Origin of the sequence: Micromonospora sp. NPDC048871 (genome assembly GCF_043198155.1) — a bacterium.
Lineage (GTDB): Bacteria > Actinomycetota > Actinomycetes > Mycobacteriales > Micromonosporaceae > Micromonospora.
The window spans coordinates 128,368-153,549 of sequence record NZ_JBICUM010000014.1; the positions used below are offsets into that span (position 1 = coordinate 128,368).

25 protein-coding genes are annotated in these 25,182 nt (G+C 72.1%); 11 read left to right on the plus strand and 14 right to left on the minus strand.

What is annotated here, in order from left to right:
• Positions 1-29: 29 nt before the first annotated feature.
• Positions 30-923: an LLM class flavin-dependent oxidoreductase gene (locus ACGFIK_RS24495; RefSeq protein ID WP_327025855.1), complete on the minus strand. Its 894-nt coding sequence runs from the start codon at positions 921-923 to the stop codon at positions 30-32.
• A gap of 93 nt (positions 924-1,016) precedes the next feature.
• On the opposite strand from ACGFIK_RS24495, the gene ACGFIK_RS24500 reads away from it, so the two are divergent.
• The 11 genes from ACGFIK_RS24500 (at position 1,017) to ACGFIK_RS24550 (ending at position 11,662) form a co-directional block, all read left to right on the plus strand.
• Positions 1,017-1,586: a MarR family transcriptional regulator gene (locus ACGFIK_RS24500; protein WP_327025856.1), complete on the plus strand. Its 570-nt coding sequence runs from the start codon at positions 1,017-1,019 to the stop codon at positions 1,584-1,586.
• A gap of 10 nt (positions 1,587-1,596) precedes the next feature.
• A complete protein-coding gene (locus ACGFIK_RS24505) occupies positions 1,597-2,199 on the plus strand; it encodes an MBL fold metallo-hydrolase (RefSeq protein ID WP_327025857.1) in 603 nt (200 codons plus the stop codon).
• Positions 2,200-2,291: 92 nt separating this feature from the next.
• Entirely contained in the window at positions 2,292-3,158 is an 867-nt protein-coding gene (ygiD, locus tag ACGFIK_RS24510; RefSeq protein ID WP_327025858.1) for a 4,5-DOPA dioxygenase extradiol, read from the plus strand.
• 94 nt (positions 3,159-3,252) lie between these two features.
• Positions 3,253-4,737: a flavin-containing monooxygenase gene (locus ACGFIK_RS24515; protein WP_393341526.1), complete on the plus strand. Its 1,485-nt coding sequence runs from the start codon at positions 3,253-3,255 to the stop codon at positions 4,735-4,737.
• Entirely contained in the window at positions 4,730-5,596 is an 867-nt protein-coding gene (locus tag ACGFIK_RS24520) for an SDR family oxidoreductase (protein WP_327025859.1), read from the plus strand. The genes ACGFIK_RS24515 and ACGFIK_RS24520 overlap by 8 nt, the downstream gene beginning before the upstream one ends.
• Positions 5,597-5,646: 50 nt before the next feature.
• Complete coding sequence (locus ACGFIK_RS24525) at positions 5,647-6,309, plus strand: GntR family transcriptional regulator (RefSeq protein ID WP_327025860.1); 663 nt, start codon at positions 5,647-5,649, stop codon at positions 6,307-6,309.
• Positions 6,306-7,718: an MFS transporter gene (locus ACGFIK_RS24530; protein ID WP_327025861.1), complete on the plus strand. Its 1,413-nt coding sequence runs from the start codon at positions 6,306-6,308 to the stop codon at positions 7,716-7,718. The genes ACGFIK_RS24525 and ACGFIK_RS24530 overlap by 4 nt, the downstream gene beginning before the upstream one ends.
• Complete coding sequence (locus tag ACGFIK_RS24535; RefSeq protein ID WP_327025862.1) at positions 7,715-8,800, plus strand: S-(hydroxymethyl)mycothiol dehydrogenase; 1,086 nt, start codon at positions 7,715-7,717, stop codon at positions 8,798-8,800. The genes ACGFIK_RS24530 and ACGFIK_RS24535 overlap by 4 nt, the downstream gene beginning before the upstream one ends.
• Positions 8,800-9,429 (plus strand): MBL fold metallo-hydrolase, encoded by a 630-nt coding sequence (locus ACGFIK_RS24540; RefSeq protein WP_327025863.1) that lies wholly within the window; start codon positions 8,800-8,802, stop codon positions 9,427-9,429. The genes ACGFIK_RS24535 and ACGFIK_RS24540 overlap by 1 nt, the downstream gene beginning before the upstream one ends.
• A gap of 180 nt (positions 9,430-9,609) precedes the next feature.
• Positions 9,610-10,653: a DUF3626 domain-containing protein gene (locus ACGFIK_RS24545; RefSeq protein ID WP_327027111.1), complete on the plus strand. Its 1,044-nt coding sequence runs from the start codon at positions 9,610-9,612 to the stop codon at positions 10,651-10,653.
• 319 nt (positions 10,654-10,972) lie between these two features.
• On the plus strand, positions 10,973-11,662 hold the full coding sequence (locus tag ACGFIK_RS24550; protein ID WP_327025864.1) for a hypothetical protein: 690 nt from the start codon (positions 10,973-10,975) through the stop codon (positions 11,660-11,662).
• Between the two features lie 66 nt (positions 11,663-11,728).
• Here ACGFIK_RS24550 and ACGFIK_RS24555 read toward each other — a convergent pair whose 3' ends face one another.
• From ACGFIK_RS24555 to ACGFIK_RS24615, 13 genes are read right to left on the minus strand one after another with little or no spacing between them, the layout of a single operon-like run.
• On the minus strand, positions 11,729-12,469 hold the full coding sequence (locus tag ACGFIK_RS24555) for an MBL fold metallo-hydrolase (protein ID WP_327025865.1): 741 nt from the start codon (positions 12,467-12,469) through the stop codon (positions 11,729-11,731).
• Positions 12,470-12,476: 7 nt separating this feature from the next.
• Positions 12,477-13,808, minus strand: a complete 1,332-nt coding sequence (locus tag ACGFIK_RS24560) for an ATP-grasp domain-containing protein (RefSeq protein ID WP_327025866.1) — start codon at positions 13,806-13,808, stop codon at positions 12,477-12,479.
• Between the two features lie 13 nt (positions 13,809-13,821).
• Complete coding sequence (locus ACGFIK_RS24565; protein ID WP_327025867.1) at positions 13,822-15,099, minus strand: MFS transporter; 1,278 nt, start codon at positions 15,097-15,099, stop codon at positions 13,822-13,824.
• A complete protein-coding gene (locus ACGFIK_RS24570; protein ID WP_327025868.1) occupies positions 15,096-16,319 on the minus strand; it encodes a 3-deoxy-7-phosphoheptulonate synthase in 1,224 nt (407 codons plus the stop codon). The genes ACGFIK_RS24565 and ACGFIK_RS24570 overlap by 4 nt, the downstream gene beginning before the upstream one ends.
• Positions 16,309-17,325, minus strand: a complete 1,017-nt coding sequence (locus tag ACGFIK_RS24575) for a class I adenylate-forming enzyme family protein (RefSeq protein WP_327025869.1) — start codon at positions 17,323-17,325, stop codon at positions 16,309-16,311. The genes ACGFIK_RS24570 and ACGFIK_RS24575 overlap by 11 nt, the downstream gene beginning before the upstream one ends.
• Positions 17,322-17,606, minus strand: a complete 285-nt coding sequence (locus ACGFIK_RS24580) for an acyl carrier protein (RefSeq protein WP_327025870.1) — start codon at positions 17,604-17,606, stop codon at positions 17,322-17,324. Before ACGFIK_RS24580 ends, ACGFIK_RS24575 begins: the two co-directional genes overlap by 4 nt.
• A gap of 14 nt (positions 17,607-17,620) precedes the next feature.
• Positions 17,621-18,007 carry a hypothetical protein gene (locus ACGFIK_RS24585; RefSeq protein ID WP_327025871.1) on the minus strand — a complete coding sequence of 129 codons (387 nt, stop codon included), beginning with the start codon at positions 18,005-18,007 and terminating at the stop codon, positions 17,621-17,623.
• 5 nt (positions 18,008-18,012) lie between these two features.
• A complete protein-coding gene (locus ACGFIK_RS24590) occupies positions 18,013-19,674 on the minus strand; it encodes a prenyltransferase/squalene oxidase repeat-containing protein (RefSeq protein WP_327025872.1) in 1,662 nt (553 codons plus the stop codon).
• Positions 19,671-20,972, minus strand: a complete 1,302-nt coding sequence (locus ACGFIK_RS24595) for a hypothetical protein (RefSeq protein ID WP_327025873.1) — start codon at positions 20,970-20,972, stop codon at positions 19,671-19,673. Before ACGFIK_RS24595 ends, ACGFIK_RS24590 begins: the two co-directional genes overlap by 4 nt.
• Positions 20,972-22,324, minus strand: coding sequence for a hypothetical protein (locus ACGFIK_RS24600; protein ID WP_327025874.1), 1,353 nt, complete (start codon positions 22,322-22,324; stop codon positions 20,972-20,974). The genes ACGFIK_RS24595 and ACGFIK_RS24600 overlap by 1 nt, the downstream gene beginning before the upstream one ends.
• Complete coding sequence (locus tag ACGFIK_RS24605; protein WP_327025875.1) at positions 22,321-23,442, minus strand: AMP-binding protein; 1,122 nt, start codon at positions 23,440-23,442, stop codon at positions 22,321-22,323. Before ACGFIK_RS24605 ends, ACGFIK_RS24600 begins: the two co-directional genes overlap by 4 nt.
• Complete coding sequence (locus tag ACGFIK_RS24610) at positions 23,439-24,410, minus strand: hypothetical protein (protein ID WP_327025876.1); 972 nt, start codon at positions 24,408-24,410, stop codon at positions 23,439-23,441. Before ACGFIK_RS24610 ends, ACGFIK_RS24605 begins: the two co-directional genes overlap by 4 nt.
• Positions 24,407-25,126, minus strand: coding sequence for an SDR family oxidoreductase (locus ACGFIK_RS24615; protein ID WP_327025877.1), 720 nt, complete (start codon positions 25,124-25,126; stop codon positions 24,407-24,409). The genes ACGFIK_RS24610 and ACGFIK_RS24615 overlap by 4 nt, the downstream gene beginning before the upstream one ends.
• Positions 25,127-25,182 lie beyond the last annotated feature (56 nt).

Below are 25,182 nucleotides of genomic sequence, written 5' to 3' on the forward strand. Positions count from 1 at the left end.
CCCGGACGGTAGATGGGGGACCGGGGTGATCACCTGGCTCGTTCGGTGGCGACCAGTTCTCGGGTGGCCGGTGCCACCTCGGCGGCGAACCGGCGCAGGTCCTCGGGGTCGTCGCTGCTCAGGATGAAGGTGCTGATTCCCTCGGTCAGGGTCAGGTCGGCCAGTTCCTCGGCCCACTGCTCCGCCGGGCCGTGCAGTGGGCCCTGGCCGGTCGAGGTGAACCGTCCGTCGATGTTGAGCAGGCGGCGTACCTCGGCGGGGGAGCGGCCGGCGGCGGTGGCGGCCTCGTCGATGATGGCGTTGCCCTTGGCCAGGTCGCCGGGTTGCAGGTAGGGCAGCGAGGGTAGCCACCCGTCGGCGCGGCGTCCGGTCAGCGCGAGCATCCGAGGCTTGTACGCCCCGAGCCAGATGGGGACGTCGTGGGCCGGGGCCGGGCCGCGCTTGGCGCCGATCAGCCGGTAGAACTCGCCGTCCACCCGTACGCCGCCCCGGGTCTCGGTGTCCCAGATCTGGCGGATGACCTCGATCGCCTCCTCCAGGGCCCGTACCGCCTGACCGGGGGCCAGCCGCCGCCCACCCATCGCCTCGATGGCGTCCCAGAACCCTCCCGCGCCCAGGCCGAGCGCGATCCGACCCTCGCTGAGCAGGTCGAGGCTCGCGGCGGCACGGGCCAGCACCGCCGGTGGCCGCAGCGGCAGGTTGGTCACGTTCGCGGACAGGTGTATCCGGCTGGTCCGGGCCGCCACGAAGCTCATCAGGGTCCAGGTGTCCAGGAAGGCGGGCTGGTAGGGATGGTCCTGGAAGGTCACCAGGTCGAGCCCGACCTCCTCGGCGAGCACGGCGAGCCGGACCGGTTGTGTCGGGTCGGCGTTGCCGGGGGTCAGGAACGATCCGAAGATCAGGTCGTGTCCGTAGTCGCTCATCGCGGTCGTCCTTCCTGAGAGCGGACCGCCAATGCTATGCCGGATAGAACATGTGTGTGCAATAAAATCTGTGATCTGGACTAAACTGTGGGCATGACCGGCGACGACCCCCACCCCGACCTGATCACCGACGACCTCGGGTGGATGCTCGGGGTCCTCTTCCGGGCCCACCTGCGCGGTGCCGAGCACACCCTCGGTGACCTGCCCGGTGGGCCACGCGGCTACCAGGTGCTCGTCGCCGCCGACCGGGAGCCGGCCCGTAACCAGGGCGCGATCGCCGAGGAGTTGGGCATCGACCGCACCGTGCTGACGTACCTGATCGACGACCTGGAGCGCGACGGGCTGGTGGCGCGCCGCCCCGACCCGGCCGATCGGCGTAGTCGGCTGGTGGTCCCCACCGAGGCCGGTCGGGCGGCGGCCCGGCAGCGGCGGGAGGCGCTGTGTCAGGTCGAGAATCGCCTGATGGCGGCGTTGACCGAGGAGGAGGGCGCCACCCTGCGGGCCCTGCTGCGCCGGGCGGCGTGCGCGGCCCAGGCGGTCGACCCGTTGACCGACCTGTGCGCGGTGGCCGAGGAGGCGGCCGACCGGGCACCGGCGCGGCGTCGTCCGGCGGCCCGTTCCACCCCGCGCAGCGGGACCACCCGCCGCCCCACTTCGCCGTAGCCTGCACGAGGTGCGGATAACCAAGTACACCCACTCCTGCGTCCGGCTCGAACACCACGGCCGGGTGCTCGTCATCGACCCCGGTACCTGGAGTGAGCCCCGCGCCCTGGCCGGCGCGGACGCCGTACTGGTCAGCCACGAACACATCGATCACATCGACGTGCTGCGGTTGGCCGGTCTGGGAGTGCCGGTCTTCGTACCGGAGGGTGCCGTGCTGCCGGAACCGGTCCACCTGCCGGTGACCCGGGTGCGGCCGGGGCAGGGGTTCACCGCCGCCGGGTTCGAGGTGACCGCGGTCGGTGGCCGGCACGCCACCATCCACGGCGGGCAACCCGACTGCGCCAACCTGGGCTATCTGGTCGACGAGGCGCTCTACCACCCGGGCGACTCGCTGCACCCGCCCGGCCGACCGGTGCGGACCCTGCTGGTCCCGGCGCAGGCCTCCTGGCTCAAGCTCACCGAGGCGATCGACTTCGCCACCGCGGTCGGCGCCGCCGAGGTGTTCCCGATCCACGACGCCCAGCTCAACTCCCGGGGCCTGGCCAGCGTCAACGGCTGGTTCGCCGAGACCGTCCCCGGCTACCGCTACCTGGCCCCGGGCGAGACCGCCTGAGGAAACCCCGGTCGCGTACGGGATCGGCGCAGGCCCGCCCACCGCCGGGCGGGCCGGATACCCTCGGCGAGGGCCACAGCAGGAGACATGCGATGAGCGACGAGACAGTGTCCACCATGCCGGCCGTGTTCTTCGGCCACGGCAGCCCGATGAACGCCCTGGAGGTCAACCGGTACACCGCCGCCTGGCGGGCCTTCGGGCAGTCGGTGCCCCGACCCCGGGCGATCCTGGTGGTCTCCGCCCACTGGTACATCGGCGCCACCGCGGTCACCGCGATGCCCCGCCCGAGAACGATCCACGACTTCTACGGCTTCCCGCAGGAACTGTTCGACATCCGCTATCCCGCCCCGGGCCTGCCCGAGCTGGCCGAAGAGGTCAGCGAGGTGGTGCACCCGACCTGGGTGGGAGCCGACCTGGACTCCTGGGGCATCGACCATGGCACCTGGTCGGTGCTGGTGCACGCCTTCCCTCAGGCGGACATCCCGGTCGTACAACTGAGCATCAACGCCTTCAAGGGCCTCGACTACCACCTGGAGCTGGGCGCGAAGCTGGCCCCGCTGCGCGAACGCGGGGTGCTGGTGGTGGCCAGCGGCAACGTGGTGCACAACCTCGGCGGGGTCGACCGCCGCCTGCTCGACCAGGGCTTCGACTGGGCCCGACGCTTCGACGAGGCGGCCAAGGCGACGATGCTCGAGGACCCGACCGAGGCCGGGCGCCTCGACGCCCACCGCGACTTCGGGCTGGCCGTGCCGACCCCGGACCACTTCATCCCGCTGCTCTACCTGGCCGGTCTGGCCGGGGCGGCCGGGCAGGGCACCGAGGTGCTGGTCGACGGGTACGCCTACGGGTCGCTGTCGATGACCGCGTACACCCTGGGTCTTCCCGGCCGGGCCACCGAGCCCCTGGCCGGCGCGCCGACCCTGCCCGAGGCGGTGCCGCCGGACTCCGCCAACATCTGAGCGGCCCTGGTCACCGCCGCCCGCCAGGCCGCCCTGGTCCGCCCCACCGGATAGGGTCCCCAGGCAGCATCTCGCGTACCTGGAGGAAGACCTGATGGCCCCGGACCACCTCGACGTGCTCATCGTGGGCGCCGGGCTGTCCGGCATCGGGGCGGCCTGCCAGCTGCGTCGGCACCGCCCGGACAAGACCTTCGCCGTGCTGGAGGCCCGCGACGAGGTCGGCGGCACCTGGGACCTGTTCCGCTATCCGGGCGTACGCTCCGACTCCGACATGTTCACCCTCGGCTACTCCTTCGCCCCCTGGCGGGCCCCGAAGGCGATCGCCGAGGGCGCGACCATCCTCGACTACCTGCGCCGTACCGCCGACGAGTACGACGTCACCCGGCACATCCGGTTGGGGCACCGGGTGGTGCGGGCCGACTGGGACAGCCGGCAGGCCCGCTGGACGGTGCTGGTCCGCCGCCCCGACACGGCCGACCCGATCACCCTCACCTGCGCCTTCCTGTACGCCTGCACCGGCTACTACCGGTACGACGCCGGGCACACCCCGCACTTCGCCGGGCAGGACCGGTTCACCGGACGGATCGTGCACCCGCAGCACTGGCCGGTCGACCTGGACCTGCGCGACCGTCGGGTGGTGGTGATCGGCAGCGGCGCCACCGCGGTCACCCTGGTCCCGGCGCTGGCCCGGCAGGCCGCCGAGGTGACCATGCTGCAACGCTCACCCACCTACGTGCTGGCCTTGTCCGCCCGCGACGGATTCGCCGACGCCCTGCGTCGCCGGTTGCCGGCGCGGCTGGCCCACCCCCTGATCCGGTGGAAGAACCTCCTGGGGGTCACCCTGACCTACCAGTTCAGCCGGTGGGCCCCCGGGTTGATGCGTCGCCTGCTGCGCCGGGGGGTGGCCCGCCGACTGCCGGCCGGCTACGACGTCGACCGGCATTTCCGCCCCCGCTACGACCCCTGGGACCAGCGGTTGTGTGTGGATCCCGACGGGGAGTTGTTCGCCGCCCTGGCCGAGGGACGGGCCAGGATGGTCACCGACACCATCGAGGGTTTCACCGCTACGGGCATCCGGTTGACCTCCGGCACCGAACTGCCCGCCGAGGTGGTCGTCACCGCCACCGGGCTGGACCTGCTGGCCCTGGGTGGAATGACCCTGCGGGTGGACGGCGTCGAGGTCGACCTGGCGCAGACGGTCGCGTACAAGGGCATGATGCTCTCCGGGGTACCGAACTTCGCCCTGACCCTCGGCTACACCAACGCCTCCTGGACCCTCAAGGCCGACCTGGTGGCCGAGTACGTGTGTCGGCTGCTGCGTCACCTGGACCGCACCGGCACCCAGGTCGTCACTCCCTCGGCCCCGCCGGACGACCGTCGGGCACCGCTGATCGGGCTCGGCTCCGGGTACGTACGCCGGGGGATCGAGCGCCTGCCCCGCCAGGGACACCGGGCACCCTGGCGAGCGCACCAGAACTACCTGCGGGATCTGCTGCTGCTGCGCTTCGGGCGGCTCACCGATCCCGGGGTCCGATTCAGCCGGGTCGACTCGGCACCACGGAGGTCTGTCGATGCGTAGGTTCGACTTCACCGGCGGCACCGCCGTGGTCACCGGGGCGGCCGGCGGCATCGGCGTCGCCCTGGCCCGGGGCCTGGCCCGCCGGGGCAGCGACCTGGTCCTGCTGGACCGCGACCCCGAGGGCCTGGAGTCCCTCGCCGCCGAACTGCGGGCGGCCGGGCGGACGGTGCACACCCATCAGGTCGACCTGGCCGACGCGCAGGCCACCGCCGCCGTGGCCGAGCAGATCCGCGCTGAGCACCCCCGGCTGCGACTGCTGGTCAACAACGCCGGGGTGGCCCTCGGTGGCCGCTTCGACGAGGTGACCTTCGACGAGTTCAGCTGGGTGGTGGAGGTGAACTTCCGGGCGGTGGCCCAGCTGACCCACGCCCTGCTGCCGACCCTGAAAGCCGAGCCCGGGGCGCATCTGGTCGCCGTCAGCAGCCTGTTCGGGCTGATCGCCCCGGCGGGCCAGGTGGCCTACTCGGCCAGCAAGTTCGCGGTGCGCGGCTTCACCGAGGCGCTGCGCCACGAACTCGCCGCCGACGGCATCGGCGTCACCTGCGTACATCCGGGTGGGGTGCGGACCCGCATCGCCCGCGACGCCCGGGTGGGCAGCGGGGTGGACCGGGCCCGGTTCGAGGACGGCCGCCGACGCTTCGAGCGGCTGCTGAGCATCGACCCGGCCATCGCCGCCGAGGCCATCCTGCGGGGGGTGGCCCGCCGTCGGGGTCGGGTCCTGATCGGCTGGTCGGCCCGACTGCCGGATCTGCTGGCCCGGGTGGCGCCGGCCGGGCATGGTCACCTGCTGGCCGCCCTGGGCCGGGCCGAGGCCCGCTCCACCCGGCCGCCCACCCCCTCCGCCGTACGACCGGAGTAGCGCACACCCCCGCCGGACCTGCTGAAACAGGTGGGGCGGATGATAGATACATGACGCATCCCTCCCCGAGTGGCCGGACCACCGTGCCCTCGGCCGCCGAACGCGCCTACCGGCACCTGAAGCGGGCCATCCTGGAACAGGTCCACCCGGGCGGGTCGCTGGTCAGCGAGGGGGAGATCGCCGAGGCGACCGGGGTGTCGCGTACTCCGGTGCGGGAGGCGCTGCTGCGGCTGGAGACCGAGGGGCTGGTGCGGCTCTATCCCAAGCGGGGGGCGCTGATCCTGCCGGTCTCGGCCCGCGAGATCACCGATGTCATCGAGGCCCGCCGGCTGGTCGAGGTGCATGCCGCCGAGCAGGTCTGGCCCCGACGCGCGGAGATCCGCGCCGACCTGGCCGCCCGGCTGGCCGAGATGCGCGCCGCCCACGCCGCCGGTGACCTGACCGCCCTGATGGCCGCCGACCGGGCCTTCCACGCCACCGTGGTCGACGCGGCCGGCAACGAAATCCTGGCCGAGCTGTACCAGCGGCTGCGGGACCGGCAACTGCGGATGGGGGAGACCACCTTCCGGCTCTCACCCCGCTGGGCGCAGATGGCGCTGACCGACCACGCCGCCCAGTTGGCCGCCCTCGACGGGGACGACCCCGGACCCTGGCTGGCCACGGTGGCCGCCCACATCGACAACGCCGCCCGCGCGCTGCGGGGTCTGCGGTGAGCCTGGCCGACCCGCCCTCCGTGCCGCGCCGACAGGCGATGCTGGTCTGGGGGGTGGCGCTGAGCGCGTACGTCGCCTCGGTGTTCCACCGCAGTTCCCTCGGGGTCACCGGGGTGGAGGCCACCCAGCGCTTCGAGATCAGCGCCGCCACCCTGGCCACCCTCACGGTCGCCCAACTAGGGGTGTACGCGCTGATGCAGGTACCCGTCGGGATGCTGCTCGACCGGTACGGCTCCCGCCGCCTGCTGGTGACCGGCGGTGCCCTGATGATCGCCGGTCAACTCGGCTTCGCCCTCGTCACGGACGTACGCCTGGCCGTGGCGGCCCGGATCCTGGTCGGCCTCGGCGACGCGATGACCTTCATCAGCGTGCTGCGGATCGTGGCCTACTGGTTCCCGGGGCGCCGCAATCCGCTGCTGGTGCAGTTGACCGGCACCCTGGGGCAACTCGGCGCGGTGTTCGGCGCCGTACCCCTGGTGTTGTTGCTGGAGCACACCGGGTGGACCACGGCCTTCCTGACGGTCGCCGGGGTGTCCTCGGCGATCCTGCTGGTGGTCGTCGCCACCATCCGGGACAGCCCGGGCCGGGTGGCCGTGGCCGCCGCCACCACGACACCGCCGGGTGGGCTGCTGGCCGCCGCCTGGGCCCAGCCCGGCACTCGCCTGGGGCTGTGGACCCACTTCGTCTGCCAGTTCTCCGGCAGCGTGTTCGCCCTGCTGTGGGGCTTTCCGTTCCTGGTGCAGGGGCAGGGGCTCACCCCCACCGCGGCGGCCACCCTGCTCACCGTGCTGACCCTGGGGATGCTGGTGACCGGGCCGACGGTCGCCTATCTGTGCGGCCGGTTCCCCCGACACCGTTCGGTGTTGGTCTTCGCCATCGTCGGGCTGACCGCGGCGACCTGGGCGGTGGTGCTGGCCTGGCCCGGACGGGCCCCCGGCTGGTTGCTGGTCGTGCTGGCCCTGGTGCTGGCCTTCAACGGTCCCGGTTCGCTGATCGGGTTCGACTTCGTCCGCACCTTCAACCCGGTGAACCGCATCGGCAGCGCCACCGGGATCGTCAACGTCGGCGGCTTCGTCGCGGCGATCATCCTGGTGCTCGCCGTAGGGGTGGTGCTCGACCTGGCCACCCCGGCCGGACAGAACGTGCCCGACCTGGACGCTTACCGGTGGGCCTTCGCGTTGCAGTACCTACTGTGGGCGGTGGGTGTGGTGCAGGTGCTGCGGTGGCGTAACGCCGCCCGACGTCGGTACGACGGGCCGCAGGCGTCGCCCGATCGCCCGGAAGCTGTGCTGGTGGGCGGTGGCGGCGGTAGGTTCGCCTCCGGGAATGATCGTCGGCGCCGCCGGTTCTCCGGGGTGGCCGCAGTGCGTCGGCGCGGTGCGTCGGCGCGGAGGAGGAGGAAAGTGTGAGCCAGCAGGTCAGGGGCGTCATCTCGCGGAGCAAGGGCGCACCCGTCGAGGTCACCGACATCGTGGTGCCGGACCCGGGGCCGGGCGAGGCGGTGGTACGGGTGCAGTCCTGCGGGGTCTGCCACACCGACCTGCACTACCGCGAGGGTGGCATCAACGACGACTACCCCTTCCTGCTCGGACACGAGGCCGCCGGCATCGTCGAGCAGGTCGGCGCGGGGGTCGACGGAATCGCCCCGGGCGATTTCGTGGTGCTCAACTGGCGGGCCGTCTGCGGCGAGTGCCGGGCCTGTCGCCGTGGCCGCCCGTGGTACTGCTTCGCCACCCACAACGCCGCCCAGAAGATGACCCTGACCGACGGCACCGTCCTCACCCCGGCCCTGGGCATCGGCGCCTTCGCCGAGAAGACCCTGGTGCACGCCGGCCAGTGCACCAAGGTGGACCCGGCCGCCCGGCCCGCCGCCGTGGGGCTGCTCGGCTGCGGGGTGATGGCCGGCCTCGGCGCGGCGATGAACACCGGCGGGGTGACCCGGGGCGACTCCGTGGCCGTGATCGGCTGCGGCGGGGTCGGTGACGCGGCGATCGCCGGTGCGCTGCTGGCCGGGGCGACGACGATCGTGGCCGTGGACACGGACTCCCGCAAGCTGGACTGGGCCCGGAAGTTCGGCGCCACCCACACGGTGAACGCCTCCGAGAGCGACCCGGTGGCCGAGATCCAGGCCGCCACCGGCGGGTTCGGCGCCGACGTGGTCATCGACGCGGTCGGTCGGCCGGAGACCTGGAAGCAGGCCTTCTACGCCCGCGACCTGGCCGGCACGGTCGTGCTGGTCGGGGTGCCCACCCCCGAGATGCGGGTCGAGCTGCCGCTGCTGGACGTCTTCGGCCGGGGCGGGGCGCTGAAGTCCAGCTGGTACGGCGACTGCCTGCCCAGCCGGGACTTCCCCATGCTCACCGAGCTCTACCTGCAGGGTCGCCTGGACCTGGACGCCTTCGTCACCGAGGAGATCGGCCTGGACGGGGTCGAGCAGGCCTTCGCCCGGATGCACCACGGCGACGTGCTGCGCTCGGTGGTGGTCTTCTGATGGCCGCCCGCATCGACCACGCCGTCACCTCCGGCACCTTCTCCCTGGACGGGCAGACCTTCGAGGTCGACAACAACGTCTGGGTGGTCGGCGACGACACCGAGTGCCTCGTCATCGACGCCCCCCACGACATGGAGGCCATCCTGAAGGTGGTCGCCGGCCGACGGGTCACCGCGATCGTCGCCACCCACGCCCACGACGACCACGTCCGGGTAGCCCCGCAGCTATCCCAGGCCACCGGTGCGCCGGTGCTGCTGCACCCCGCTGACCGGGTGCTGTGGGACATGGTGCACCCCGATCAGTCGCCCGGCGGCGAGCTGCACGACGGACAGCGGATCGAGGTCGGCGGCAGCACCCTGACCGTGCTGCACACCCCCGGGCACAGCCCCGGCGCGTGTTGCCTGCACGACCCCACCCAGGAGGTCGTCTTCACCGGCGACACCCTCTTCGCGGGTGGGCCGGGTGCCACCGGTCGCTCCTACAGCGACTTCGGCACCATCATCGACTCGATCCGGGACCGGCTGCTCACCCTGCCGCCGCAGACCGTGGTACACCCCGGTCACGGTGACAGCAGCACCATCGGCGCCGAGGCGCCGCAGCTGCCGCAGTGGCTGGCCCGGGGGCACTGACCTCGGCCGTTAATCCGGATGCGTCCGTACCACCGGTCGGGTGACCCTGTCGCGGTGTCATCCGTAACCGATCCTGAACGCGCACCGGCGGCGGGTCCACCCGCCGCCGGTGCCGTCCCGCGGCAGCCGAATCCATCCCTGACCCCGGCCCAGCGCCATGCCCTGCGACATGTACGCAGGGTGGCGTTGCGGGACCGATCCGCCGCGTTGGACACCATCACCCGGCTGTTGGAGGTCGCCGGGGTCCGCGCCGACCCGCGGCAACTCGTCGCGGCGATCGGCCGACAGGGCCTGATCACCCTCAACTTCCACCCCGACCGGCTGCTGGCCGACGGCCGCACGGTCGCGCAGTCCCTGGCCACCGAGGGGGTCTACCGCAGCCAGTTCGAGACCGGAATCTCCAACGGCGGGTTGACCGCCTACCCGGGCGGTGACCGGGACCGGTGGGAGCAGCGGATGTTCGGTGGGGCGTACCAGTGGCCGGGGGTGCGCCCGGCGGAGCGGCCCAAATACGGGGGCCTGAACCTGCTCGATCATCCGGACGGGGCGGCTGCCCGCTTCGGCTCCTGCCATCTGCGGTTGCGCCCCGAGGTGCTGCACCGCACCACCTTCTGCTTCGGCGACAGCCATCTGGGCCCCTCCGTGTTCGGCACCCCGGAGGTCTGCGACCCCGTGGTGGCCGCCCTGCTCACCGCCACGGTGACGACCGGCGGGTGTCTGGGTCGTGCCGGTATCGACCTGGTCGTCCTCACCGAGCGGCTGCTGCGCCACCGTGAGCAGGATCCCGCCACGGCACCCGCCGGGCGGGCCCTGGACGACTACATCGAGGCCCAGGTGCACGGAGAGGTGCGGCTGGGGCGGGATGTGCGGGAACTCGTCGCCGATCCCTCGTTCCAGGGCACCCCGGTCGGTGCGGCCCTGGCCGCCGCCGCGCAACGCCACGGTTTCCGGCTGCGGTGGCACGCCGGCTTCACCCTGCCGGTGGACCAGGTCGACGCCGAATTCCGGGGGCCGGCCATCCCACCCCTGGCCGCCCGGGTGCACGCCGAGTTCGCCCGGCCGGGTGAACCCCTGCACGCCGCCCTGATCGGCCGGGCCGCCGCCTCGGTGGTCACCGAGCCGCACCGCTGGGCCGACCGGGGCCCGATCACGGACACCCTGCAACACCTCAAGCAGTTGTGGCACGTACTGGTGCGCTTCGGTCTTCCCGCAGACGGCGGGTGACCTGCCGGTGGCGGGTGCGCTGCGGTCCTATCGGGTGCTGGCCTTGATCGACTCCGTTACGGCGGGATGGCGGTTTCCCGCCGCCGTGGACCCCACCGTTTCGGCGTAACGGTGTGGGCGGACTGTCGTCCCTGGGCAGGGGTGTCCGGGTCGGCGAGGTGAGCCGGCTCTCAACCTGCACGTCAGCGGGCATTTCCGGAATGACGGAAACATCGTCCTGGTTGACCTCCCCAAAGCGCCGGCACCCCGCCGGCCTTGGCAGTTCCCCCGAGAGCGGCTCAACCCCGAGCGGCTCGTAACGATCGAAAGGGCAACCATCGTGAAGTTCGACTTCACTCGATGGCTCCCGGCCATCGCGACGAACCCGAATCGCAAGACCACGCTGAGTGTGGTGGGCGTAACCGCCCTCGCCGGGCTGGCATTCGGCCCGACGGCCGTCGCCGCACCGCTGGCCAACGGCCCGCACGAGGGCGCCGTGGCGGCGATCGACAAGGCCACCGGCCAGGAGACCGCCGTCACCACGGCGGAGTCCGCCACCGAGCGCGCCGACCGGGCCTCCTCCGGCAAGCCGAGCCGAAGTGAGTTGATCCCGCACGGCGTACAGGGCCTCCAGTCGCGGGTGCCGCTGGACGACGCCCAGCGGCAGAACGCCAAGACCATCATCGAGGTGGCCAAGCGGACCGGCGTCGGCGAACGAGGCGCGGTGATCGGCATCGCCACCGCCTTGCAGGAGTCGAAGCTGTATAACCTCGGTCACCTGGGTGCGTACAACGACCACGACTCGCAGGGGCTGTTCCAGCAGCGGCCCTCCAGCGGCTGGGGCACGGAGGCACAGATCACCGACCCGGAGTACTCCTCGAACGCCTTCTTCCAGGCGCTCAAGAACGTCGACGGCTGGCGGGACATGCCGCTGACCGCCGCGGCGCAGACGGTGCAGGTCTCGGCCTACCCGTTCCACTACGCCCAGTGGGAGGAGCAGGCGGCGGAGGTCGTCTCCCAGCTCTGGTGACCCCGAACGACCGTTTCCCGGCCGACCCCGCGACCCGCGGGGTCGGCCGGTTCGTGTTCCGGGTCGTCAGACTCGTTGCCCGGGTTTCCAGCCCATGATGGTCCGGGGAGGTTCGCCGGTGCCGTCCCAGACGGAGGCCTGCACCATGAACTGGTTGGCGAACCGTTCCCGGCCCACCGTGGTGTCCTCCCCGTGCCCGGTCAGCAGCACCGTCTGGTCCGCCTTGCTCAGCAGGCCGCGCAGCGAGCGCAGGGTCTGGGCCCGGCTGCCGCCGGGCATGTCGGTGCGCCCGATCGTGCCGGCGTACAGGGTGTCACCCACCAGGCAGTACGACTCGCCATGCCGGTCGCCGGGCAGGTTGAACATCACCGAGCCGGGGGTGTGGCCGGGGGTGTGATCGACCCTTATCTCCAGACCGGAGACCGTGATCAGGTCACCGTCGTTGAGGGTGTGCACATCGTGGGGCTGCCGCCAGCTCCATTCCGGGCCGAGCAGCTGCGCGAACTGGGGACCGAACTCGTCGCCCAGTCCGCTGAACGGATCGGCCAGCATGTGGTGGTCCGCCGGGTGCAGGTAGATCGGCAGGCGGTGGGTGGCCTCGACGGCCGGCACCGAGTAGGTGTGGTCCAGGTGGCCGTGGGTCAGCAGCACCGCCCGGGCGGTCAGGCCGTGCCGGTCCAGGGCCTGCCCGAGACGCTCGGCCACCCCGTAGCCGGGGTCCACGACGACACAGTCGCCCCCCTCGGCGGTGGCCACCAGATAGCACTTGGTGGCGAAGGCGTCCGCCACCACGGTGGTGATGAACATGTCGCTCCTACTCGACGGTCAGGGTGATCGCGGCCCGAACCTGCTCCTCCAGTCGGTTGAGGTCGGCCTCGTCGTCGGCATCGATCAGGAAGGTCACCGCCCGGTCGTCCGAGCAGGTCAGCGGGCCGAGTTCGGCGCCGGGCGGCTTGAGCGCCAGCACCGCCCGCAGGGTCGGCGGGTCACCCGGCTCACCGGGACGCACGGTCGGCCACAGGTCGGCCTCGCCGATCCAGCGCACCCGCTCGCCCGGCCAGTCGACGGTGACGTCCCGCAGCACCCCCGGCTGGTGTTCCAGGTAGACCTGGCGGGCCCAGCGCCGGGGCCGGGGGTAGTCGACCTGTTCGCCGAGCGCGATCCCGATGATGGGTGCCTCCAGGGGGACCCCGCAGGCCAGGTGGTAGAGCAACGAGATGCCGTCGCCCGGGGTACGGGCCGCTATCTCCATCAGGACGGGCTCCCCGGCCTCGGTGACCCGCCACTCGGAATGGGTCACGCCGTCGGCGAAGGCCAGGCCGGTCAGGACCCGCTGGTTGGCCTCGGTGAGCAGGTCACCCACCTCCCGGCCGGCGATGCGCACCGGACCGGCCAGGATGGTGTGGGACAGCTCCACGAAGGTGCGTCCGTGCGTCTCGGTGGTCTCCTTGCGGGTGACCGCGGCGAACCGCACCTGGCCGTGCTGCACCAGCGACTCCACCGAGAACTCCTGGCCCTCGACCCGTTGCTCGATCAGCAGGGTCTCGTGGGAGGGATAGTCGCCGAGCAGGTCGGCGACCGCCTCCGGGCAGTATGCGGCGAGGACCCCCGAACTGGCGTGCCGGGCGGTCGGCTTGACGACCACCGGATATTTCAGGGCGTGCAGGTCGACGGTGGCCCGCCGGTGCGCGGGCACCGTCAACGAGGGTGGGCTCAACTCGGGCAGATAGCAGCGTTGCAGGTACTTGCTGCGGCAGGCCCGGCTGGCGCGCAGCCCGGGGGAGGGCAGACCGAGCATGTCGGCGGCCAGGCCACTGGGTTCGACCAGGGTCTCCTCCATGGCGTACAGGCCGGTCACCTCGTAGCGTTCCCGCCAGTCCTGCAGCACCGCCAGCACATCGGGGTTGAAGGAGGACTCCCGGTCCATGGCCCCGGCCGCGTAGGCGACCTCGGTGATCAGGTCGGCGGCCGGGCCCGGCCGGCTGAGCACCGCCTCGACCTGCGCCCGCGAGGTGTCCGGGCAGAGCACGAGGATGCGCAGGTCCCGCCGGGCCAGTTCGGTCAGGAGACGGTGGTTGCGGCAGATGACCCGGAACGCTCCGGTGAGCACGAAGGCGCGCGGCGACAGGGGGCGCGTCGGCGGCATGGTGGCTCTCCATTCAGTCTTGGGGTGCGGCGGGCATCTCGCGCAGCTTGGCGATCGGGGACAGGGCGATCCAGAGGGCGGACAGGCAGAAGCCGACGGCGGTGATGATCAAGGTCTCGCGGATCCCGATGAGGGTGCCCAGGGTGCCGCCGAGCAGCGCACCGATCGGCATGCTGCCCCAGGTCACGGTCCGCATCCCGGCGATCACCCGACCGAGTTGGCGACGCGGGATGAGCATCTGCTGAAGGGTGGCCACATTGGTGTTGCCGACGGTCATGAACATGCCGCTGACGAAGAACATCGGCAGCAGGATGGCCAACGCCACCACCGGTGGGCCGCCGGCGGCCGGCAACAGGATCTGCACCACCGAGGCCACGCCGTAGCCGACCGCGATCACCCGTCCCGGGCCCAGCCGGTCGGCGAGCCGCTTGGCCAGGCCGGCGCCGATCAGCGCACCGATCGCGCCGACCCCGAGGATCAGGCCGAGCACGGCGCTGCCCAGATCCAGGACCTGGATGATGAACAGCGGCAGCAGGGTGTTGCGGGCGATGAAGAACAGGTTGTTCACCCCGGACCGTACGGTGAGGAAGCGCAGGTAGCGGTCGCGGGCGATGAACCGCAACGCCTCGCCGATCTCCGCCAGGGTCCGGCGCCTGCCCTCCGGGTTGGCCGGGGCCTGCTCGGTCTGCCGGATGCCGGCCAGGGCGCCCAGCGACACCAGACTGGCCACCGCGCTCATCGCCAGCACGACCGGTGCGGCCAGGACCTGTACCAGCACACCGCCCAGGGCCGGCCCACCGGAGTTGGTCACCACGATGCTGGCCTGGAGCTTGCTGTTGCCGTCGAGCAGTTGGTCCCGGCCGACCAGGGAGGGCAGGTAGGCCGATCCGGACACGTCGAACAGCACGGCGCAGACGCCCAGCAGGAAGGCTACGACGATCAGCATGTTGACCTGGAGCAGTCCGGCCAGGGCCAGGGCCGGGATGGCGGCCAGCGCCAGGACCCGGCCGATCTCGGCGGTGACCAGCAGGGACCGCTTGCGCCGCCGGTCGATCCACACCCCGGCCCACAGGGAGATCAGCAGGTACGGCGCGAATGCGGCGCTGTTGATCCAGCCGAGCTGCTGAGCACTGGCGTCGAACATCGTGATGGCCGCCAGCGGCAGCACCAGTTCGGCGACATTGGTGCCGGTACGCGACACGGTCTGGCTCACCCAGTACCTGCGGAAGTCGGCGTGCCGCCACAGCCCGCCACCCTTGGGAGTGGGCGGGTTGAGCAGGGTGCTGGTCACCGCGCCCCCCTTCCCCAACCGGCCTCGACGGCGGCGCTGACCACCCGCTCGGCCTGACTCGGGTTCAGCCGGGGATCACAGGCCGAGGTGTACCGGTCGAGGTACCCGTCCAGTTCGGTGGCGGAGTCGACGCATTCGCCCACCGGCTCCGGGGTGGTCTCCAGGTGGAGTCCGGACATGGTCAGCCGGTGCTCGCCCAGCACGGTGAGGAAGGTCCGCACCTCGTGGATCACCTCCGCCACCACCCGGGTCTTCTGCCCGTGCCGGTTGCGTCGGGTGTTGCCGTGCATCGGGTCGCAGACCCACAGCACCCGCTCTGCGGCGGGGCCGAGCACCTTCAACAGGCGGGGCAGTTCCGTGCCGACCCGGTCGCCCATCCGGACGATGAGACTGAGCCGACCCGGGTCGTGTCCCCGGGTGAGTCGTGCCGTCAGGGCGGCGATCTCCGTACCGGCGGCGTCCGGGCCCACCTTGACCCCGACCGGATTGCTGATCCGTTCGGCGAACTCTATGTGCGCCCCGGTGGCCTGTCGGGTGCGCTCGCCGATCCAGAGGAAATGGCCGGAGGAGGCGTACCTGCCGCCACGGTGGTCGTCGTCGCGGACCAGGGCCTGCTCGTAGTCGAGCAGCAGCGCCTCGTGCCCGGTGTAGGTCAGGGAGAAGGCGCTGTCGGCGCCGCCCAGGGTAGGCAGAAGATCGGCCAGGAACAGGTGGTCCAGGGTGCGGGCGGCGTGCTCGTACGCGGCCAGCAGCCGACGGGCGTCACTGACCCGGGCGGCCGGGGTCGGCTCCGGTGAGTTGACCGCGTCACCCCGGTAGACCGGCAGCAACTGCCCGTCGGGGGTGCGCTCCCAGTCCTGGGAGCGGGGCTTGGCGTACTGGCCGGCCATCCGTCCGATCCGGACCACCGGGCGGCCGGTGCCGTACTCGATGATGTCCGCCAGGGCCGCCACCAGGTCGATCCGGGCGGCGGTCCGCTCCTCGGTGGCGTCGGCGAACCGTTCCGCGCAGTCGCCGGCCTGGAGGACCAGGGCCTCCCCGGCGGCCACCCGACCCAGCTCGCGGTGCAGCGAACAGCAGGAGGCCGAGGTGACCAGGGGAGCCTCGGCGCGCAGCCGGTCCAGTACGGCGGGCAGCCCGGTGCCGGGATCCCAGGGCGGCTGCTGAGCGGGGAGAGGGCGAGGTGCCTCGAGCAGCGAGGTGCCGGGCTCATCGGTCATCGGGTCGTCCAATCGCTGGTTCCTTGCGGGCCTCGGCCAGCAGCCGGTCCAGGCGGACCTTGCCGGTGACGCCGCGCGGGATGTGTCCGACCGCCTGCACCAGCCGCGGCGGCGGCACCCCGGGCAGCGCGGCACGCAGCGCGGAGTGCACCGTCTCCGGGCTGGAGCCGCCGGCGTAGTACAGGTCGTAGTGCTCGGCCCGCACGTCGTCGACCCGGGGTACGCAGACCACCTCGGTGGTGGGTAGCTCGGACCGCAGGCTGTTCTCGATCTCCTCCAGTCGGACCCGCCGACCGTTCACCTTGATCATGCGGCTGGCGCGGCCCACCAGGTCGAACTGTCGGCTGCCCACCGGGCGCACCAGATCCTCCATGGTGTGCGTGGCCGGCGGCCGGGTCTGTGCGGGGGTTCGAGCCAGCCGAGGGCTGGCCACCCGCAGGGGCTGCTCTCCGGTCCCCGCACCGACCAGGGTGACGTCGTCGAACAGGGTCCAGGTGGTGGGGGTGGCCGGCCGGGGGGCGAGCCGTCGGTGGGCCACCCCGCCGGTCTCGGTGGAGCCGAGGATCTCCACCGCCTGGAAGGCGCCGCCCGCCACCTCGCGCAGCACCTGCCGGGTGTGCCGGGTGATCGGTCCGCTGCTGTGCACCGCGGTCACCGCCGGAGCGGCCCGCAGCCGCCCGACCAGGCTGCGCAGCAGCACCCAGGTGGCGGGCAGACAGACCAGCAGGGTCCGCTCGTCGTCGGCGAGGCTCGGGGGTTCCAGGGGGTTCTGCCACAGGTGCCGCACCGGTACCCCCAGGTGCTGCGGCAGCAGGACCCCGAAGAGGTGACCGTAGAGGTGTTCCGTCGGGGCGTAGGTGACCACCCGGTCGAACGGTGCGCCGATGACCTGGGCCAGCAGCTCCACCTCGGCCTGCAACTGCTCCTGGGTACGCCACCAGACGCCCGGCTGCCCGGACTGCCCGGAGGTGGCGAAGGCCGTCTGCGCCACCGCGGCGGTGGTCATCTCACACCGCCCAGCGACGCCCGATCCTCCAGCTGGTCACGGACGAAGGTGGTCATCCGGCCGAGGGTGGCGAACCAGTAGCGGACGTCCTGGCCGACGAAGTCGACCTCGATGTCGAAGCTGCTCTCGATGGCGCTGATGCACTCCAGGGCGGTGAGGCTGTCGTAGCGGCTACCCAGGGCGGTGGCCAGGTCGTCGTCCGGGCCCAGGTTGTCGACCGGCTCGCCGATGGTCCGCCGCAGGACCGCCCGAATCTGTTGCTGCAACTCGTCGGTGTTCATCGGACCTTCTCTCGCTAGGACGCCCGGTCGGCACGGGTCAACTGCCCGGCACGCTGGACGAATACGTGACTGGGGGAGGTCGGGCGGAACTCGATGTACAGGAAGGACACCGGGCCCAGGGCCGCGGCTATCTCGGTGGCCAGGTCCGTCCGGAAGTCGTCGTCACGCTCCGGACCCAGACAGCAGGTCACCGCGGCGTGCCGGAAGGGTCCCTCCTCGGCGGGCAGCGCCTCGACTGGGAGACCGCCACTGAACACGGAGCCGGGCGGGGTCTGGGTGAATCGCAGCACCACATGGGCCGGTGCCACCCCCCGCTGGGCGAACCAGCGGGTCAACCGGATCGCTACCGAGCGGCGGGCGGCGACCTCGGTGGCCGGGGTGTCGATGATGATGGTCGGCATGGCGGCTACGACAGGGTGAGGGCGGGCAGGCGGAACCCCGGATCGGCCAGCCGGCGGCGGAGCAACCCGTGCAGGCAGCGGGCCAAGGGGTCCGGTCCGGGTGGGGCCAGTGGACTCCAGGCCACCCCGGCGGCGCTGGTGGTGCGGTCCAGGAAGGCGGCCAGCGGCCCGGGGTCCACCCCGATACCGAACCGCCCGGCGGTGAGGACCGCCTCGTAGGTGGAGAGCAGGTCCGGCATCCGGTTGCCCTGCCCGGCCCAGCCGCCCCCGCGTACCCGGTGGGTGTCCAGCAGCGCCTGGACCCGGTGCGGCTCGGGGTGCCCGGCCCAGGCCAGGATGCGGGCCTGCTGCAACCCCGGACGCAGCCCCTGCGCCGGTGCCGCGGCGGCGTACCCCGCGACCCGTTCGACCGACACCAGGCCGCCGCCGGTCAGTTCGGCGATGCCCACCGCGGCGGCCGTGGAGACCAGGTCGGAGCCGCGTCCGTGCCAGAATCCGAATCCGCCGTCGGGGTTCTGCAGGCCGGCCAGCCAGTCCCCGATCCGGGTGCGGGTGACCGGGTCCTCGGCGAAGGCGCCGGCCGCCAGGGCCCACATGGTGCAGCGGATCTCCGCCCCTCGGCCGGGCATGTACATGATGCCGCCCTCATTGGGCAGTCGGCAGCTCTCCAACCACCGGCGCAGCTCGGCGTCGGCGTCCGTGGTCAGTGCGGTCGCCGCGACGGTCAACGCGTCCGCGGCGAGGCGCGGCTCCCGGTAGGTGAAGCCACCGCCGGGGCAGCTCAGTTCCGCGATACGTCGGTGCACCGCCTCGGCCGTCCCAGGCGGCACGGGGCCGAGTTGGCGCAGGGCACCGACCGCGCAGAAGGACGCCCACACGTCCGCCACCGGATAGCCCGGCCACCGGGTGAAGGCCCCGTCCGGCAGCTGCTGACCGGTGATCCAGCCGACCGGGTCGATGCTCGGACGGGCACCGAGCATGCCCAGCGCCGCGACCGCCCGGTAGGTCGCCCACATGCAGTCGGTGTCCGCTTCGGCGTCGAACCGGAAGGCCCCGGAGGGGGACTGCCGCCGCTGCAGCCAGTTCAGCAGGGCCGGCACGTCCCACGGTGGCGGGTTCGGGTGTCGGGTGTGCAGCGCCCGCCAGGCGGCCACCCCGTAGTAGACGGCCCGCACGTCGGCCTCACCCGCCGCGGCGTGCCCCGGGGTCCAGCCCAGCCCTCCGTCGCGGGTCTGCAGGGCAGCCAGCCAGGACAGCAGGCGCCGGGCGTCCGGCACGTCGCCGCCACAGACCTCGATGGCGGTACGAGTCGAGAAGTGGGTGGCCCACGCCTCCGGTTCCTGCCCGGGGGTCATCGCGTACGCCTCCCCGGACCAGGTGCCGGTCAGCCAGCGCGCGGTGTCGGCCACCTCCGGCAGGGGCTGGCCCAGATCGGTCAGGGTGGAGGTGCAGTAGAAGGTGGCCCAGGCGTCCGAGGGCATCCCCTTGCTCCACCCGTAGCCGCCGTCCGGGTTGCGGCGTGCGCGTACGAAGTCGGCGGTGCCCGCCGCCGCGGGGGTCTGCCCGGCCCGCCCCAGCCAGGCCAGGGTGCGTACGGCGGCGTACGTGCACCACAGGTCGGGGTCGCCGGTCACCGGCGGGGCCCAGGTGGTCGCGGGGGCGGTCACGAGGCCTCCAGGATCCGGATGTTGGAGCGTTTCCAGCTCTTCTGGGATCCGCCGCTCTTGGTGGTGCTGGGTAGCGAGTTGAGGAACAGCACCTCGGTGTCGTCGAGTCCGAACCGGTCCCGGAAGGCCTCGCGTACGGCGGCGGCCCGCTCCGGCTCGGCCTCCCGGTCGGCGTCGACGTCCCGTTCCAGCAGCAGGCGGAGCCGGTCGGGCGCCACCTCCAGCAGGTAGCCCGTCGCGGTGGTCTGGCCGTACACGACCTGCTCCACGAGGTGCGGGGTGATGGTGACGTCCCGGATCTGTATGCCGTCGGTGCCCCGCCCGAGCACGGTCACGTCCGGGGTGGCCGTGCCGCACGGGCAGTCGGTGCCGATCACCACGTCGTCGCCGGTGTCGTAGCGCAGCAGGGGGCGGGCGTGCAGGTTCAGTGGGGTGACCACCAGCCGACCGGTGCCCGGTCGGTGCGCGTCGGTCAGGCCCTCGGCGGTGAGCAGTTCGCAGTAATTGGCCGCGGTCAGCAGGTGCAGCCGATCGTGCCGGCAGGCGGCGGCCAGGGTGCCGGTCTCGGTGCTGCCGTAGCTGGCGTTGTACGCGGTGGCACCCCACCACTGGCCCAGCCGGGCCCGCATGGCCGGCACGCTGACCTCGCCGAGCAGCATGATGGTGCGTACCGAGGCGCGCAGTTCGGTCAGCAGCCCGCGCTGCTTGAACAGCCGGGTGAGCTGCAACGCCACCCCGGGTGCGAGGAACAGCACGGTGGGTCGGAGGGTGGTCCACAGACTGGCCAGCCGGTCCCAGTCGGAGATCCCGGTGGCGAAGGGGTAGGCCCGGGCGTGCAGCAGGTCGAGGTGTTCGCAGACGGTGGCGACCAGGTCGCCGACCGGAACGATGTCCGAGGGCAGCAGGCTGAGCACCCGATCGTCCTCGCGCAACATGCCCTGCCAGGCCTGGGCGACCGACACGGTGTTCCACACCAGGTCGTCGACCAGCCGGGGGGTCGGGGTGGCCTGCCCGGTGGTGCCGGTGGTCTCGTAGTACTTGATGCCGTCGTCGACCGTGGCGGCGAAGAACTCCCAGGGGTCCTCCTTCAGCCGGTTCTTCGGGGTGACCTCCAGGGCGGTGAAAGCCTCCCAGCTGAAGTCGCCGAGCTTGGCGTACGCCGGGGCGTTGCGTGCCCGGGTCCACACCGCCGCGATCTTGTCGCTGTAGAAGTCGGCTCCCGGGATGGTCCCACCCCGCTCGCGTAGCTCGCGGGTGGCCGTCAGCACCGTGGCCAGCCGCTGTTCCGAATTGATCATCATGAGGAGGCTCCGGTTGGGTGCGAGGTGGCATGGAAGATGCATCCGACATGCGAGCCGTCACCGAGGAACCGGATGTCCTGTGGCCGGTCCAGCAGGCCCTTGACGAACCCGCCGCTGAGCCCGGAACCGGTGACGAACATGCCCCAGTGCAGGTGACAGGTCGACGGATCGCCCTCGGCGGACTTGGGATAGAACAGCTCGGCCACCGACTCCGCCTTACGCTGCACGATGTAGTCACCGGCGTCGGCGGTCTCCACCAGGGACTCCCACTGCTCCTGCGACACCAGCCAACCGGCCACCACCCCCTGCCCGGCGTGCCCGATGCTCGGCTTGAGCACCAGGTCCCCGCGGTGCTTGCGGACGAAGTCCGCCAGCGAACCCGAATCCGGGGCCGGAGTCTTCTCGGCGTCGGTCATCGACCGGGTCCAGGGCAGCACCCGGTCGATCACCTCCCGCTCGGCATCGGTGAACCGGTCGGCGTGGACCGGGTCGCCGAGCATCGCCAGGGCCGCCTTGGCGCCGTAGAGGTCCGCGTTCAGCGGGGTGAAGACGGTGACCGCGCCGGTGCGTACGGCCTGCTCCAGCACGGCCAGCCGCCGCCCGGCCGCCGGATCCTCGGCGGCGGTCTTGAGCAGGAAGGTGCGGTAGACCACGTCGATGCGCTCACCCCGCGCGGTCAACCCCGCCGAGGTCAGCTCCAGGTCGTCCACCGTGCAGCTGAGCACCCGGAAACCCCGGTCGACCATCAGGTCGATGAAGAGCGAGGCGTTCACGGCCACCGGGGAGGTGACCCAGTCGACCAGGGCCACCGTGGGCCGGTCGGCGAGGCTCAGCCCGGCCAGCCGGGTCAGGGTGTCGCTCATCTCGACCAAGGGGTCCAGGTAGTACAGCTCGTCCGCGGCGAAGTCCTGGAAGGAGGGGTCACTGAGGGTGGCCCGGCACAACTCGCCGAACTCGAAGGACCCCAGCGAGCTGGAGGTGTTGAACTCCACCAGCTGAAAACCCTCCGGGGTACGCACCAGGTCGGCGCGGCCCAGTGGCACCGGCGGACCGGACAGGCAGGCCAGGGCCTGCGCCGCGCCGGGCTGCTGCCAGCCCAGCGCCCGGGCGAAGGCCGTCTCGTCGCCGTCGAACAGTCGCTGAGGCAGCGCATGCAGGGCACCCAGCAGGGTGCGCAGGTCGTGATCGAGGGTGCGGGTCTGTTCGGCGTCCAGGAAGACCGGTCGGGTCAGCAGGGGCCGGGTGAACCACGATCGGAAGCGCTGGTAGCCGGGCAGTTCGGTGTCCAGGGCGCGGCTGGCCCCCCGGTGCGGAGCCAGGAAGGCCCGGGTCGGCGCATTGTCGATCACGACGCCACCCCGGCCAGATCCTCGGCGTTCTCCCAGAGCACCGGCACCACCTTGTCGGTGGCGGGATGCCGCGTCACCGCGCTCACCCGTTCGACGACCACCGCCTCCGGGCTGTGCCGGTTCAACACCTCCAGGTCCTCGTACCCCTGAACGAGCTGCTCACGGATGCCCTCGGCGTCGGGGTTGGGGCCGGTGTAGCGCAGCCGGAGGCCGACCACGGCGGCCGGCACCCGGGGATCGCGGTACAGCACCAGTTGGACGTCCTCCACACCGTCCAGGCCGGCGGCGTTGCGCAGCAGCACCCCGGCCGAGATCATGCCGCCGCCCAGCTTGAAGTTGTCGTCGGCCCGGCCCAGCACCTCGATGGCATCGGCCTCCCCGCAGGGGCAACCGGTGGCGGCGATCCGGTCGCCGAGCCGGAACCGGCGGGCGTCGGTCGGCCAGCCCTCCCCGTGGCGGGTCAGCAGGGCGCCCCCCTCGTCGGGCTCGATGACCTGATCGGGCAACAGGTGCATCGCGCCGAGGCGGCATCGGGGGCCGCTGGTGGCGATCACGAAGGTCTCGATCGAGCCGTAGTTCCCCCAGAAGCCGACCTGGGGGAAGGCGGCGCGGATGGCCCGCTGCCGGGCGGCGGTCATCGGCTCACCGGACCACAGGGCCGCGCGTACCGGCAGGGACAGTCCGATCTCCCGCACCGCGTCGGCGAAGTGGGCCAGCACGTTCGGGGCACCGGCGATCGCGGTGACCCCCATGTTGATCAGATCCGGTGCCCATTGCCGTACCTCGGCGGGGTTGAGCGCACCCATCGGCGCCACCACGGCCCGACTTCGCAGGGCGAAGGCGTTGTAGAAGTACTGGGCGCCCCACATCTTGCCGACCGAGAACAGGTTGAGCAGCACGTCACCCGGGCCCAGCGGCTGCCAACTGGCGAGCACCCGGGTCACCCCGAGGTCGGGGGAGAGGGCCGTGATCTTGGGGGTGCCGGTGGTGCCGCCACTGCACACCAGCAGGCCGCCGTCGCGCCGGGCCCGGGCTGCGGCCTGCGCGGCCAACTCGGTGTGGGTCCACGGGGAGTCGTCGCCGGTGGGGGCGACGGGTGGGTTGCCGATCGGGGTCACCTGACAGCTCCTTGGCGGTAGTGACGGTCATGACGTGCGGCGTAGGCCCGGAACCGCCCACCGACGACCCGCTTGATCGCCTCGGGGTCGCCGAACAGGCCGGTGACCGCCCCGTCGGCCTCCAGCTCGGAGAACCAGAGCTGACCGGAGTCGGTGCGGAGCAGGTCGACACAGACGTACGCGAGGTCGAACCTGCGGTGCACCAGGGCGACGAGGTCGTGCACGGACTGCTCGACGGTGTCGCGTTCCTGGACCCGGGCCCCGCGACTGACATTGGCGACATGGGAGTCCGAACCGGGGATGCGGTCGTACATGGCGACGATCTCGCCCTCCACGGCGACCACCCGCAGGTCGGCGACGACCGTGCCGACCGACGGCTGCACCAGCATGCTCGCCGCGCTGCCGGAGGCCAGTCCGAGCACCGCGTCCAGGGTGGCCCGGTCCGGGCAGCGGACACAGCCCAGGCCCCGCCCCCAGGACACCGGTTTGACGAAGACCGGGAACCAGGAATCCGGCACCAGGTTCTGGTGCCCTAGCCGATCCACGTCACGACCGGTGTTGACCCGCACGGAGGGGATGACCGGCACGGGGGAGTCGGCCAGTTCCCGGGCGGTGGCGAACTTGTCGTTGGTGAGTACCGCCTGGTCCAGGGGGATGGCCAGCCAGAAGCCGAGGGCCTGCAGGCAGCGGGTGAGGCTGAGCCCCCACCACAACGCCGGCTCGTGCACCGGCTCGGTACGGGCGTCGTAGACCACGATGTCCCGGGCCGGGTCCAGCGGCTCGTCCCGCCAGTACGCCGTGTCGCCGGCGATCAGTACGTGTTCCGGGTCGGCCACCGCGAAGTCCATGCCGGCCTCGGCGGCGGCCCGTCGGTAGGTGGGCCAGAATTCCTCGTGTTCCCAGCGCCGGGCCTGGGCGGAGGAACGGTCCGGAAACAGGTAGAGGATCCGCTTGCGGATCATGCTCATCGCCCGAACAGGGCGCCGCCGTTGACCCCGAGGACCTGCCCGGTGATCCAGGAGGCCTCGGAGCCGGCCAGGAACCGCACGGCGGCGGCGATGTCCTCCGGGGTACCGGCCCGGCCCAGCAGGGTCTCCGCGACCAGTTGGTCGTGTCGGGCCGACCGACCGCGTTCGTTGAAGAACTCGGTGTCCTGCACGTAGCCGGGCACCACCGCGTTGACGGTGATGCCGTCCGGGCCGCCCTTGCGGGCCAGCCCGAAGCCCCAGCCGAGCAGCCCGGCCTTGGCCGCGGCGTAGGCGTCCCCGCCACCCCGGTGGGCGGCGATCGAGCTGATGTTGACGACTCGGCCGCCGGGGCGGCGCAGCGCCGGCCACAACGCGTCGGTGAGCATCATCGCGGACAGCAGGTTGGCCTCGATGGTCAGCTGGTAGCCGGCGAACACCCCCTCGGTACCGGGCCCCGGGTCGTCGACGATGCCACCGGCGTTGTTGACCAGCACGTCGACCGCGGTGGGCATGGTCCGGGCGGCCTCCAGCAGGTCGGCCGCCACGGTCAGGTCCACCGGTACGGCACGCACGTTGGGGTGTTCCGCGGCCAGCTTCTCGAGCGGTTCCCGGCGGCGGCCGAGCACGTACACCTCGTCGCCGTCCGCGGCGAACCGGCTGGCGATCGCCCGCCCGATGCCGGTACCGCCGCCGCTCACTACCACAACCCTGGGCATCCCCGAATCCCTTCACCGGTCATCGCTGGTGTCGGGAACCAGGCTTGTGAGGGGCG